The organism is Micromonospora sp. NPDC000089 (genome assembly GCF_042899365.1).
GTDB lineage: Bacteria > Actinomycetota > Actinomycetes > Mycobacteriales > Micromonosporaceae > Micromonospora.
In genome coordinates this window covers 133,674-146,618 of the sequence record NZ_JBIAZT010000009.1, presented here as the reverse complement: position 1 = coordinate 146,618, position 12,945 = coordinate 133,674, and the positions used below count along the sequence as shown (strand labels likewise).

Below are 12,945 nucleotides of genomic sequence, written 5' to 3'. Positions count from 1 at the left end.
GGCATGGCGTACCTGCTCCTGCTGCTCGCGATCGCCGCCGAGGTGGCCGGCACCAGCCTGCTCAGGGCCACCGACGGCTTCACCCGGCTGTGGCCGACCGTCGGCCTGGTGGTGGCGTACCTGACCGCGTTCGGGCTGCTCGCGCTGGTGGTGCGGGACATCCCGGTCGGCGTCGCGTACGCGGTCTGGTCCGGCCTGGGCACGGCGGCGATCGTGGCGGTCGGCGCGGTGTTCCTCGGTGAGCCGCTCAGCCTGACCAAGGTGCTCGGCATCGGCCTGGTCATCGCCGGCGTGGTGGTGCTCAACCTGGGCGGCGCGCACTAGCCGGCCGGGGTGTCAGCGCTCGTCGTCGACCCGCCGGCGCAGCGCCCGGCCGGCGCGGCGGGCGCGGGCGGGCAGCACGAAGAACAGGGCGACGAGCACCACGATCAGCAGGAGCAGCAGCCAGCGCACGGGGCCTCCCTAGCGGCGGGCGGTGGCCGGAGGCTCCCGGCGCACCGTGTCGCCTCCGGTACCCGGTTCCCGGCTCCGGTACGCCTCCCGGCGGCGCCGGTTCTCCATCGGACGGGCCGACGACGCGGGACGACGCCCGATCCAGCTCGGACGCGGGCGCGCGAGGTGCCGCCGCGTCGCCGGTCGGTGCCGGGGCGCGGTGGGCCGGCCGGCGGTGTCACGGAGCCGGCGTACGCGCCCGATCCTGCCCGTCCGATCGAGCGGCGGCAATCCGACCGGCCGCCCTTTCTGATCTAGCCATTTGCATCTAGCAATGGCCTTCCGGGCGTCGTAGGGTTCCGGCAGCACCCCGAAAGATGCACCTTGTGGGCGGGTTTCGCCCTCTTTCATGCTGGGCGGTGGACGGTAGTGGCCATGGCTCGTCCCACGGAGGACCTTACTGCGCAGGACCCGTCCTGGGTCGACGACGTGTTGCTCGCCGGCCCGCCGACCGGCGTCTGCCTGCGGCTGCCCGAGCCGGTGGACCGGGCCCTACTGCGCCGGCTGGTCGGCGAGGCGCAGGAGCGGCTGCGCGCCGCCGGGCTGCGCCCCGGTGGGGCCGCCGCGCTGCGCCTGCCGCCGTCGCTGGCGTACGTGGTGAACCTGCTGGCCACCTGGCGCACCGGCGCCCAGGCGATCCTGCTCGACCACCGGCTCACCGACCACGAGGTGGACCAGGCGTTGACCCGGCTCACCCCGCAGGTGGTGGTCGCCCCGGTGCGCACCACCGGCGGCGCGCTGCGGGTCTTCCTGGACGTCACCGAGGGCGTCACCGGGTACGCCGACCGCCCCGCCACCAGCGGACACGCGGTGATCCAGCTCAGCTCCGGCTCGACCGGCCCGTCCAAGGTGATCGGCCGCACCGCCGCCGACCTGGTCGCCGAGGTGCACCGCTACACGTTGATCGACGGGGTGGCGCTGCCCGGCGAGCGGATCGTCCTGCTGCCGTCCATGGTGCACGTGCTCGGCCTGGTCGGCGGGCTGCTCTACGGGCTGCACGCCGGGGTCGAGCTGGTCCCGCCGCAGCGGCTGGTCGGCGACGCGGTGCTGGCCGCCATCGCCGCCCAGGACACCCCGGCCACCGTGCTCGGCGTGCCGTTCCACATCGGACTGCTCGCCTCCACCCGGGCGGACGGGCCGCTGCCGCAGTTCAAGCGGATGACCACCGGCGGCGAGCTGGTGCCGGCCACGACCGCACGGGCCTTCACCGACCGGTTCGGCGTCCCGCTGGGCAACATGTACGGGATGACCGAGGTCGGGGTGATCGGCACCGACCTGCACGGGCGACACCGCCCGTCCATCGCCCCCGCCCCCGGCATCGAGGTCCGCGAGGTCGACGGCGAACTGCACGTCAGCTGCCCCGCCTCGCCCTACGTCGGGTCGGCCGACCCCACCCGCTGGGCCGACGGCTGGCTGCACACCCGCGACGCCGGCACCGTCGACCCGGCCACCGGCCTGGTCACCGTCAAGGGGCGGCTGGACTCCCAGGTGTCGGTGGGCGGGCTGAAGGTGGACCTGACCGAGGTGGAGGCCACCCTCGCCGGGCTGCCCGGCGTGGGCGCCGCGGTGGTCGTCTACGACGACGGCATCACCGCGTTCGTGCAGCCCGACGGGGAGCTGACCGAGGAGACGCTGGACCGGCTGCTCGCCGAGCGGCTGGCCGGCTACAAGCGCCCCCGCAGCCTGTACCTGCTCGACCGGCTGCCCCGCACCACCACCGGCAAGCTGGTCCGCTCGGTCACCGCCCTGCGGGCGGCCGCCCCGTGACCGGCCCACTGCGCGAGCGGCGCCCGGTGCAGCAGCACCTCGACCTCGCCGGCCGCGTCGAGCACCGCGACGGCGAGCACCAGCGCCGTCCCGGCCGGCGGGTGCCCGACCCGGATCCGGGGCTCGTCGGGCAGGGCGCGCAGCGGACTCCCGGGGGCGGGCGCCGGCATCACCCGGCGCAGCCCGCCGTCGCGCAGCCCCCGGCCGAGCGCCTTGCCGACCGCCTCCTTGGCCGTCCACAACAGCAGGAACGCCTCGTCGCGCCGGTCCGCCGGCCGGCCGCGCAGCCAGTCCACCTCGGTCGGGGCGTACCAGCGCCCGGCCAGGGCCGGCGCGGGCAGCGGCCGGAGCCGCTCGACGTCCACCCCGACCGGCCCGGCGCGCCGGGCCGCGACCACCAGCACCCCGTCGCCGTGACTCACGCTCACCGGCAGGACCGCGCCACCGACCCGGGCGTACGGCCGGCCGTCGGGTTCCCAACCCACCTCGACCTCCCGCGTCGGGCGGCCGAGCAGCGCGCCACCGGCGTGCCGCAGCAGTCCCCGCGCCGACGCCGGCCGACCGCCGGCGTACCGGCCCACCCACACGTGCACGGCGTCCCGACCGGACGCCGGTAGCCGGCCCACGAAGAGAGGTTACCGCCATGCGAGACGAGGTCCGCGCCTTCGTCATCGAGCAGCTCGAGGACATGAACTACGACGTCGAGGGGATCGACGACCAGACCACCCTCGGCCCGTCCGGGGTGGACCTGGAGTCCCTCGCGCTGGCCGACCTGTCCGTCCGGGTCGAGGACCGGTACGGCGTGAAGTTCGCCGACGACGAGTCGGAGCAGCTGGCCCTGATGACGGTGGGTGAGTTCACCACCCTGGTGGCCGAGCGGGTCGCCGGCACGACCAGCGTCGACCGCTGATGGCCGGTCGGCCCGAGCTGGGGCGAGCTGACCTGGTGAGCATGCTCGCCGAACTGACCGCGAAACCCGTCGACCAGGTGCCGCACCGGGTCGGCTCGATGGAGCTGGCCTGGCTGGTGCACCTGGTCGAGCAGCGTTACGAGCGGCGGTTGGAGCTCACCGACGACGAGCTGGCCGGTGTCCGTACCGTCGACGACGCCCTGGCGGTCTTCCGCAGCGGCCTGGCCAGCCCCGCCGATGGTTGAGCGGGCGCCCGTCGCGATCACCGGCGCGCACGCGATCAGCGCCCTCGGCCGGGGCGCCGAGGCGCAGCTGGCCGGGGTGCTCGCCGGGGTGCCGGCGTTCCGCCCGGTGGCCCGGTTCGACACCGCCGGCCGCCGGGTCCGGGTCGCCGCCACCCTCCCCGACGTCGGCCCGCTCCCCGACGAGCTGGCCGACGCGGTCGACACCGCCTGCCGGGCGGCCGGCCTGACCGCCGCCGAGCGGGCCGGCTCGGCCCTGCTGCTGGCCACCCACGGCGGGCCGATCACCCAGCCCACCGGCTTCCGCGCCGACCGGCCGACCGGCGCACCCGCCGAGCCGGAGGTGCCGGCGCTCGCCGGCGCGCTGGCCCGGCGCTGCGGGCTGGGCGGCCCGACCCGGGTCTACACCAGCGCGTGCGTCTCGGCGAGCACCGCGGTCGCCGACGCCGCCGCACTGATCAGCCGGGGCGATCTCGACCGGGTGGTGGTCGCCGCCGGCTACCTGGTGGAGCCGGACCAGTTCGCGCTCTTCGACGCCGGGCGGGCGCTCGCCGCCGACGGCGCGGTCCGTCCGTTCAGCGCCGGCCGGCAGGGCCTGCTGCTCGGTGACGGGGTGGCCGCGGTGGTGCTGGAGAGCGCCCGGGCGGCCCGGGAGCGGGGCAGCACGCCACCGGCCGTGGTGGCCGGTTGGGGCCGGGCCGGCGACGCGTACCACCCGTGCCAACCGGACCCGGCCGGACGCGGGCTGGCCCGCGCGGTCACCGCGGCGCTGCGCCGGGCCGGGCTCGGCGCCGACGCGGTCGGGTACGTCAACGCCAACGCCACCGGCACCGGCCTGAGCGACGCCGCCGAGGCGGCGGCGCTGCGGCTGGCGCTCGGCGAGCGGGTCGACCGGACGCCGGTCAGCTCCACCAAGGCGCTGCACGGGCACGCGCTGGAGGCCTCCGGGCTGCTCGAGCTCGTGGTCACCGCACAGGCCCTGCGGCACGGGAAGCTGCCGGTCAACGCCGGCTTCCTCGGCCCCGACGAGGCCTGCCCGCTGGACGTGATCGTCGACGCGCCCCGGCCGGTCGGCGCCCCGTACGCGCTCAGCCTCAACGCCGCGTTCGGCGGCGCGAACACCGCCCTGCTGGTGGGTGCGTCGTGACCGCCCCACGCGACCCGGGGCCCGGGACCGTCCCGGGCCGCCCGGGCGGCGCCGCGGTGCTCGCCGAGGCGCGCTGGCCGGAACCGGGGGACGGGCCGCCGCCACCGCTGCCCGGGTTCGTGCACTCGGCGTTCCACCCGCTGGCGGCGGCGGTGGCCGGCCGCTGCCTCGACCGGCGGAACCGGCCGGCGCCCGAGGGCGCCCGGTGCGCGGTGCTGCTGGTCAGCGCGGTCGGCGACCGGGCCAGCGCGGAGCACGTCCGGGCCACGGTCGGCGCGGGTGGCCGAGTCGGGCCGCTGTTCTTCTTCCAGTCGGTGCCGAACAGCGTCGCCGGGCACGTCGCGGCGCGGCACCGACTCGACGGCCCGGTGGTCTGCCTGAGCCCGACCGGCGACCCGCGCGCCGACGGCACCGCCGAGGCGGAGCTGCTGCTGTACGACGGCGACGCCGACGAGGCGCTGCTGATCCTGATCGACACCGCACCCGACGGCGCCGCCACCGGCGCCACCGCGGTGCTGCTGGGGGGAGGAACACCACGATGAGGACCGGACTGCGCGGCGCGCTCGCCGCGGACGACGAGGTGGGCGCCGGCAACGTGCTCGCCCGGGTGCTGGCGCACGGCGCCGACCCGCGGGGGCCGGGGCTGACCTTCGACACCCCGGTCGACACCTACCCGGCCGAACATCCGCTCACCCTGGGCCAGCTCGACGAGCGGGTCGCCGCCCGGGCGGCCTGGCTGCACGCGCGCGGCGTGAAACCCCGCGACCCGATCGCGGTCTGGGCCACCGACGCCGCCGACATGGTGCTGAGCTTCCTGGCGCTGGCCCGGCTGGGCGCGATCCCCGCGCTGATGAACGGCCGGCTGCGCCCGGAGATCGCCGCCGAGTACATCCGCCGGCTGCGCGCCGCCGGGGTGCTCGCCGACCCCGCGCACACCGCCGCGCTGGCCGGCCACGACCTGGGCGCGCCGCTGCTCGGCACCCCCGCCGAGGCGGGCGGCGGCGACCCGGCCGCGGCCCCGGCGCACTACCGGCACCACCCGGACGACCCGATCGTGATCACCCACACCTCCGGCACCACCGGCGTGCCGAAGGCGGTGCTGCACTCGCACGCCAGCCTCTTCGCCGCCACCCGGCACCTGCTCACCATGCCGCAGGCACAGGGCACCCGGCGGATCCTCAACGCGCTGCCCGCCCCGCACACCGCCACCGTGCTGATGGTCAACCAGGCGCTGGGCAACCGGGCGGAGATGTTCCTCCTCTCCGACCAGGGCGGCGAGCGGGTGCTGGACGCGATCCAACGCTGGCGCCCCGACGGGGTGTTCGGCTTCTCCGTCACCTGGGCGGAGCTGGCCCGCTTCGACCTGTCCGGGTACGACCTGGAGTCGGTGCGGCTGTGGTTCAACACCGGCGACGCCTCGCACGAGCCGCACGTCCGCCGGCTGGTGGCGGTCGGCTCCCGGGACGTGATGACCCGCCAGGGCGTCACCCGGGTGCCCGGCTCGGTCTTCATCGACGGGCTCGGCTCCAGCGAGATGGGGCACTCGATGTTCCACCTCACCCACACCACCGAGACCGACCGGTACGGCCGCTGCGTCGGTCGCCCGTACCGGTTCACCCGGGTGGCGGTGCTCGACCCGGACGGCAACCAGCTGCCCCCGGGTGAGGTCGGCTGGCTGGGCATCGACTCGCCGTCGCTGTTCCGCGGCTACTGGAACGACTCGGTCACCACGTACCGGTCCCGGCTGCGCGGCTGGTACCTCACCGGCGACCTGGTGCACGCCGACGCCGACGGGCGCTACTACCACCTGGACCGGGCGGTGGACTCGGTGGAGACCGCCGACGGCCGGCGGCTGTTCACCGCGCTGTCGGAGGAGCGGATCCTCGCCGCCTCCCCGGACGTCACCGACTGCACCGTGGTGATCGTGCGCACCGGCGACGAGGTGGTCACCGACGTGCTGCTGGAGCTGGCCGCCGGCGCCGACCCGGCGCTCGACCGCACCGAGGCGGTGCGGGCCGCGCTCGGCGACGACGTCGGCGCCACCCTGCGCCGGGTGGTGCCGGTGCGCTCCGACGACATCCCGGTCACCGTCACCGGCAAGGTGCGCAAGGTCGCGCTGCGCGAGCGGTACCTGACCGAGTCGCCGTCATGACCGCGGTGATCACCGGGATGGGGCTGTTCAGCCCCGTCGGGCGGGGGGTGGAGGCCACCTTCGACGCGTTGACCGGCGGGAAGTCCGGGCTCACCCGGCCGCCCGAGGGGCACCCCGCCCGGGACTCGCTGGAGGTCGCCGGGCTGCTGCCACCGGTCGACCCGCGGACCGTCGCCAGCGGGCCGGAGACCAAGGTGCTCGACCGGATCGTGCTGCTCGCCCTGCTCACCGCCGCCGACGCGCTCGCCGACGCCGGCATCGAGGTGGGCCGGGACGTCGACCCGGGCCGGATCGGCGTGATCGTCGGCGGGGTGGGCGGCATGGCCACCCTGGAGAGCCAGGTGCTCGCCCGCGCCGCCCGGGGGCGGGCCGCGGTCAGCCCGTACCTGCTCACCGGAATCCTGCCGAACATGCCGTCCGCGCGGATCGCGATCACCCACGGCATCCGCGGCTACAGCTCCTCGGTGGGCACCGCCTGCGCCTCCGGCGCCCAGTCGATCGCCGACGCGGTCCGGCTGATCCGCGCCGGTGAAGCCGACGTGGTGCTCTGCGGGGCCAGCGAGGCGCCGCTCTTCGGCACCTTCGCCGACACCTTCACCAACGCCCGGGCGCTGGCCCGCGGCTGGGACGATCCGACCGAGGCGAGCCGGCCGTTCGACCGTCGGCGCAACGGCTTCGTGTTGGCCGAGGGGGCGGCGCTGCTGGTGCTGGAGCGCGCCGAGCACGCCGCCGCCCGGGGCGCGCGGACCTACGCGGAGGTGGCCGGGTACGGCGCCACCACCGACGCGTACCACGCGACGGCGCCCCGCCCGGACGGCGCCGGCGCGGCCGAGTGCATGCGCCGCGCGCTCGCCGGCGGGGGAGTGGCCGCCGCCGACGTCGGCTACGTCAACGCGCACGGCACCGGCACCAGGCTCGGCGACAGCGCCGAGACCACCGCGCTGGCCGAGGTGTTCGGCGTCGGGGCGGTGCCGGTCAGCTCCACCAAGGCGCTCACCGGTCACCTGCTCGGCGCCTCCGGCGTGGTGGAGGCGGCCGCCTGCGCGCTGGCGCTGGGTCGGGGGTTGCTGCCCCCGACGTACCACCTGGACGACCCGGACCCGGACTGCCCGGCGGACCACGTCCGCGGCGAGCCCCGGGCCACCCGGACCGACTTCGCGCTCAGCAACTCGTTCGGCTTCGGCGGCCAGAACGTCAGCCTGCTGCTGCGCCGCACCGACCGGACCGACCCGGCCGGGCGGGGCGACGGGCAGGGGCGGACCGAGCGGAGCGACCCGGCGCCGGCGGTGCGGTGACCGGCGTACCACCCCGGGCGGGACCCGCCCGGACGGCAGACACGGGGGGACATGGGAAAGGGCTGGGCATGGACATCCGTGGGATCGACCACATCGAACTCTACGTGGCGGACGCGAGACAGGCGGCCTCCTACTTCGGCACCGCGCTCGGCTTCCGGCTGGGCGGGCAGGGCGGCCCGGACACCGGGCTGACCGGGCAGCACTCGCTGCTGCTCACCCAGGGCGACATCCGGCTGCTGCTCACCACCGGGATCGCGCCCGGGCATCCCGCCACCGAGTACGTGCGGCGGCACGGCGACGGGATCGCCGTGGTGGCGCTGGAGGTGGGCGACGTCGCCGAGGCGTACGCGGAACTGGTGTCCCGGGGCGCGACCGGGCTGACGCCCCCGCGGACCTGGACCGGGGCGGACGCCGAGGTGGTGACCGCCGAGGTGGGCGGCTTCGGCGACGTGGTGCACCGGCTGGTGCAGCGGCGCGGCGACGCCTCGGCGTTCCTGCCCGGTGCGCTCACCGGCGCCGGCCCCACCGGCGACGACCCGGCGCTGCTGGCCGAGATCGACCACCTGGCGGTGTGCGTGCCGCCCGGGCAGCTCGACGCGACCACCGGCCACTACGAGCGGGTCTTCGGCTTCCGGCAGATCTTCACCGAAGCCATCGAGGTCGCCGGCCAGGGGATGAGATCCACCGTGGTGCAGAGCCCCTGCGGGCGGGTCACCCTGGTGCTGCTGGAGCCGGACCCGGCCCGCCGGCCCGGTCAGATCGACGCGTTCCTGGCCGAGCACGACGGGGCCGGGGTGCAGCACCTGGCCCTGCGCACCGACGACATCGTGGCCGCGGTCGGCGCGCTCGGCGAGCGGGGGGTGCGCTTCGCCGGCACCCCCGGCAGCTACTACGACACGCTGGAGCAGCGGGTCGGTCGGGTCGACGCGCCGCTGCAGCGGCTGCGCGAGCTGAACATCCTGGTCGACTCCGACCACGGCGGTCAGCTGCTGCAGATCTTCACCGAGTCGGTGCACCTGCGCCGCACCCTCTTCCTCGAGCTGATCGAGCGACGCGGGGCGCGCACCTTCGGCAGCGGCAACATCAGGGCGCTCTACGAGGCCAAGGAACGCGAGCTGGCCGCCACGGCGGCCGTACCTCAGGGGGTGATCGGGTGAGCGCGAGGAGTGAGCCGGTTTTGCGAGCCCCGCAGTCGCGAACGAAGGAGGCCCGGTGAGCGCGAGGAGTGAGCCGGTTTTGCGAGCCCCGCAGTCGGGAACGAAGGAGGCACGGTGACCGCGACCGAGTTCGAGCCGGCGTTGACCGCGGCGGAGGAGGCGCTGCTGCCGTCCGACGAGGACGTGCGGCACTACGCCGAGCACGGCTGGTACCTGTCGAAGAAGCTGCTCACCGACGACGAGGTGGACGCCCTGGTCGCGGCCACCGACCGCTACTACGCCGGCGAGCGGGACCGCCACCTGCCGGTACGCCCACCCAAGCTGGCCTACTGGGACCCGTCCAAGGGCCCGGTGCAGCGGCACAACGACTACGTCCACCACGAGCACGACGGGCTGGCCGCGATCCTGCGCAAGCCGCTGATCGGGGCGGTCGCCGCCCGGCTGGCCCGGGCCACCGAGATCCGGATCTTCCAGTCCACGCTGATCCACAAGCCGCCGATCTCCGGCGAGCCGTCGAACATCGTGCCCTGGCACTTCGACAAGCACTACTGGGCGTCCTCGTCATCGCAGGACATGCTCACCGCGTTCATCCCGTTCCACGACTGCGGCGAGGAGATGGGCACCATCACCATGGTCGACGGCTCGCACCGGTGGCAGGAGATCGGCGCGGACGACACCGTGGTGCGGCACTTCGCCGAGCGCGACCGCGACCAGCTGGAACAGATGCTGGCCGAGAACGCCGCGTTCAACGGGGCCGAGGTCCGCAAGGTCCCGATGGTGATCCCGAAGGGACACATGTCCTTCCACCACTGCCGCACCTACCACGGCAGCGGCCCGAACGTCAGCGACCGGCCCCGGCAGGCGATCTCGCTGCACCTGCAGGACGGCGCGAACGCCTGGCGGGAGTTTCCGCTGTCGGACGGCACCCTCGCCGCGTACAACCACGACGTGCTGGTCCGCCGCACCCCCGACGGGCGGCCGGACTACGCGGACCCCGACTACTGCCCGGTCATCTGGCGCGACCGCGCCGCACAGGAAGGCTGAACAATGTCACGGTACGACTGGGGACAGACCCACCCGGGCATCGAGCGGCTGGAGAAGGCGGTGACCGACCGCCGTGACGTGGTGGTCAAGCACCCGCTCTACGCCAACCTCGACACCCACGACGCGCTGGTCACCTTCATGGAGCACCACGTCTTCGCGGTCTGGGACTTCATGTCCCTGCTGAAGTCGTTGCAGCGGCAGCTCACCTGCGTGACCGTGCCGTGGATCCCCACCGGCCCGACCGGCAGCCGTCGCCTGATCAACGACATCGTGATGGTGGAGGAGTCCGACGAGCGCGGCGAGGGCTACATCAGCCACTTCGAGCTCTACGTCGAGGGGATGAAGGAGGCCGGCGCGGACACCACGGCCGTGGAGAAGCTGGTCGACCTGCTGCGCGCCGGTCGCCCGGTGACCGACGCGCTCGCCGAGGCCGGGGTGCCCGCGCCGAGCGCCCGGTTCGCCGCGACCACCTGGCGGATCATCGAGTCCACCCCGGTGCACTGCCAGGCCGCCGCCTTCGCGTTCGGTCGGGAGGACCTGATCCCCGACATGTTCACCCAGGTCGTCGCGGTCAACGAGCGCAGCCGGCGGCTGCACACCTTCGTCGACTACCTGGAGCGGCACATCGAGGTGGACGGCGAGCAGCACACCCCGATGGCCATGCAGATGCTCGCCGACCTCTGCGGCGACGACGACGTGAAGTGGCAGGAGTGCGCCGACACGGTCAACCTGGCGCTGGCCGCCCGGGCCCGGCTCTGGGACGACATCCTCGCCGCGGTGAAGGAGGGCCGCGACCGGTGACCGACGACCAGGTCCGGCTCTACCGCACGGTCCGGCTGATCCGCCGCTTCGAGGAGCGGGCCGTCGAGCTGGTCGACTCCGGCGCGATCGTCGGCGGCATCCACCCGTACCTCGGTCAGGAGGGGATCGCCGCCGGGGTGTGCGCGGCGCTGCGCGGGTCGGACCTGGTCACCGGCACCCACCGCGGGCACGGGCACGTGCTCGCCAAGGGCGCCGACCCGGCCCGGATGATGGCCGAGCTGTGCGGCCGGGAGACCGGGCTGAACCGGGGCCGGGGCGGCTCCATGCACGCGGCGGACTTCTCCGTCGGGGTGCTCGGCGCCAACGCCATCGTGGGTGCCGCCGGCGCGATCCTCACCGGGGCGGTGTGGGCGCGCCGGCGGCGCGGCGACGACACGGTGGGGGCGACCTTCTTCGGCGACGGCGCGGTCAACGAGGGGATGCTGCTGGAGGCGTTCAACCTGGCCGCGCTCTGGCGGGTGCCGGTGCTCTTCGTGTGCGAGAACAACGGCTACGCCACCACCATGCCGGTCGCCGGCGCGGTGGCCGGCACCATCCCCGGCCGGGCCGCCGCGTTCGGCATGCCGGCCACCGTGGTCGACGGCCAGGACCCCGAGGCGGTACGCGACGCCGCGGCCGCCGCCGTCACGCGGATGCGCGCCGGCGGCGGCCCGGAGCTGGTCGAGGCCCGCACGTACCGCTTCGACGCCCACCACACCTTCGAACATCGGGTACGCCTCGACTACCGCCCGCCGCAGGAGGTGGCCACCGGTCGGTCCCGGGATCCGGTGCGCATCCAGGGCGACCGGCTCCCCGCCGACGCGCGGGCCGCGGTGGACGCCGAGGTGGAGGCGGTGCTCGCCGCGGCGGTGGAGTTCGCGCTGGCCAGCCCCGAGCCGGATCCGGCCGGCGCGCTGGCGCACCTGTACGCCAGCGGGCTGACCGCCCGGACCGGAGGTGCCGGATGACCCGACTGTCGTACCGGCGGGCGCTGACCCGGGCGCTCGCCGACGAGCTGGCCCGGGACGACAACGTGTTCCTGCTCGGCGAGGACATCCGGGTGGCCGCCTCGAACGTCACCTCCGGCCTGCTCAAGCGCTTCGGGCCGGAGCGGGTGATCGACACCCCGCTGTCCGAGCAGGCGTTCACCAGCTTCGCCACCGGGGCGGCGCTGGCCGGGCTGCGACCGGTGATCGAGTTCCAGATCCCGTCGCTGCTGTTCCTGGTCTTCGAGCAGATCGTCAACCACGCGCACAAGTTCCCGCTGATGACCGGGGGGCAGTGCGCGGCGCCGGTCACCTACCTGGTGCCCGGCTCGGGCTCCCGCACCGGCTGGGCGGGGCAGCACTCCGACCACCCGTACCCGCTCTTCGCGCACGTCGGGATCGTCACCGCGGTCCCGGCCACCCCGACCGACGCGTACGGGCTGCTGGTCTCGGCGATCCGGCACGACGACCCGGTGGTGGTCTTCGCCCCGGCCGGGGCGCTGGACGTGCGTGAGGACGTGGACCTGAGCGCGCTGGCCCCGGTGCCGCTCGGGCGGGGGATCGTCCGCCGGCGCGGCGAGGACGTGACGGTGGTGGCGATCGGGCACCTGGTGCACGACGCGCTCGGCGTCGCGCAGGAGCTGGCCGACCAGGTGTCGGTGGAGGTCTTCGACCCGCGCACCGTCTACCCGTTCGACCTCGACGGGCTGCTGGAGTCGGTGTCGCGGACCCGCCGGCTGGTGGTCGTGGACGACGCCAACCGTTCCTGCGGCATCGCCGCCGAGATCATCGCCAGCGTGCTGGAACGGGTGTCGCTGGCCGCCCCGCCCCGCCGGGTGACCCGCCCGGACGGCGCGGTGCTGCCCTTCGCCGCCGCGCTGGACCGGGCCGTGCAGCCCGGCCGGGACCAGCTCACCGCCGCCATCCAACTGACCATGAAGGACGGATGACC

Annotated in this window: 13 protein-coding genes and 1 pseudogene; 13 read left to right on the top strand and 1 reads right to left on the bottom strand. The window is 75.2% G+C overall.

The features are described from left to right. Positions 1-3 precede the first annotated feature (3 nt). Both ACFY3U_RS18375 and ACFY3U_RS18370 read left to right on the top strand, forming a co-directional pair. Complete coding sequence (locus ACFY3U_RS18375; protein ID WP_387202676.1) at positions 4-324, top strand: DMT family transporter; 321 nt, start codon at positions 4-6, stop codon at positions 322-324. Between the two features lie 543 nt (positions 325-867). Further along, on the top strand, positions 868-2,259 hold the full coding sequence (locus tag ACFY3U_RS18370) for a class I adenylate-forming enzyme family protein (RefSeq protein ID WP_387202673.1): 1,392 nt from the start codon (positions 868-870) through the stop codon (positions 2,257-2,259). On the opposite strand, the gene ACFY3U_RS18365 is transcribed toward ACFY3U_RS18370, so the two are convergent. Beyond that, positions 2,157-2,885 carry a 4'-phosphopantetheinyl transferase family protein gene (locus tag ACFY3U_RS18365; protein ID WP_387202670.1) on the bottom strand — a complete coding sequence of 243 codons (729 nt, stop codon included), beginning with the start codon at positions 2,883-2,885 and terminating at the stop codon, positions 2,157-2,159. The genes ACFY3U_RS18370 and ACFY3U_RS18365 overlap by 103 nt on opposite strands. A 17-nt stretch (positions 2,886-2,902) precedes the next feature. Here ACFY3U_RS18365 and ACFY3U_RS18360 point away from each other — a divergent pair, with 17 nt between their 5' ends. From ACFY3U_RS18360 to ACFY3U_RS18310, 11 genes and pseudogenes are all read left to right on the top strand, one after another. After that, complete coding sequence (locus ACFY3U_RS18360; protein WP_387202667.1) at positions 2,903-3,169, top strand: acyl carrier protein; 267 nt, start codon at positions 2,903-2,905, stop codon at positions 3,167-3,169. Beyond that, on the top strand, positions 3,169-3,414 hold the full coding sequence (locus ACFY3U_RS18355) for an acyl carrier protein (RefSeq protein WP_387202664.1): 246 nt from the start codon (positions 3,169-3,171) through the stop codon (positions 3,412-3,414). The genes ACFY3U_RS18360 and ACFY3U_RS18355 overlap by 1 nt, the downstream gene beginning before the upstream one ends. Then, positions 3,407-4,558 (top strand): beta-ketoacyl-[acyl-carrier-protein] synthase family protein, encoded by a 1,152-nt coding sequence (locus ACFY3U_RS18350; protein WP_387202661.1) that lies wholly within the window; start codon positions 3,407-3,409, stop codon positions 4,556-4,558. The genes ACFY3U_RS18355 and ACFY3U_RS18350 overlap by 8 nt, the downstream gene beginning before the upstream one ends. Then, on the top strand, positions 4,555-5,100 hold the full coding sequence (locus ACFY3U_RS18345) for a hypothetical protein (protein WP_387202658.1): 546 nt from the start codon (positions 4,555-4,557) through the stop codon (positions 5,098-5,100). The genes ACFY3U_RS18350 and ACFY3U_RS18345 overlap by 4 nt, the downstream gene beginning before the upstream one ends. Continuing rightward, positions 5,097-6,710 (top strand): class I adenylate-forming enzyme family protein, encoded by a 1,614-nt coding sequence (locus ACFY3U_RS18340; RefSeq protein WP_387202655.1) that lies wholly within the window; start codon positions 5,097-5,099, stop codon positions 6,708-6,710. Before ACFY3U_RS18345 ends, ACFY3U_RS18340 begins: the two co-directional genes overlap by 4 nt. Continuing rightward, positions 6,707-7,933, top strand: a pseudogene (locus ACFY3U_RS18335) (beta-ketoacyl-[acyl-carrier-protein] synthase family protein); the annotation flags it as partial. The gene ACFY3U_RS18340 and the pseudogene ACFY3U_RS18335, both read left to right, overlap by 4 nt. 140 nt (positions 7,934-8,073) lie before the next feature. Beyond that, a complete protein-coding gene (gene hppD / locus ACFY3U_RS18330; protein WP_387202652.1) occupies positions 8,074-9,162 on the top strand; it encodes a 4-hydroxyphenylpyruvate dioxygenase in 1,089 nt (362 codons plus the stop codon). A 114-nt stretch (positions 9,163-9,276) separates the two neighbouring features. Further along, entirely contained in the window at positions 9,277-10,206 is a 930-nt protein-coding gene (locus ACFY3U_RS18325; protein ID WP_387202649.1) for a phytanoyl-CoA dioxygenase family protein, read from the top strand. Positions 10,207-10,209: 3 nt separating this feature from the next. Continuing rightward, a complete protein-coding gene (locus ACFY3U_RS18320; protein WP_387202646.1) occupies positions 10,210-11,007 on the top strand; it encodes a DUF3050 domain-containing protein in 798 nt (265 codons plus the stop codon). Next, entirely contained in the window at positions 11,004-11,975 is a 972-nt protein-coding gene (locus ACFY3U_RS18315; RefSeq protein WP_387202643.1) for a thiamine pyrophosphate-dependent dehydrogenase E1 component subunit alpha, read from the top strand. The genes ACFY3U_RS18320 and ACFY3U_RS18315 overlap by 4 nt, the downstream gene beginning before the upstream one ends. Next, positions 11,972-12,943 (top strand): alpha-ketoacid dehydrogenase subunit beta, encoded by a 972-nt coding sequence (locus tag ACFY3U_RS18310; protein WP_387202640.1) that lies wholly within the window; start codon positions 11,972-11,974, stop codon positions 12,941-12,943. Before ACFY3U_RS18315 ends, ACFY3U_RS18310 begins: the two co-directional genes overlap by 4 nt. Positions 12,944-12,945: the final 2 nt, after the last annotated feature.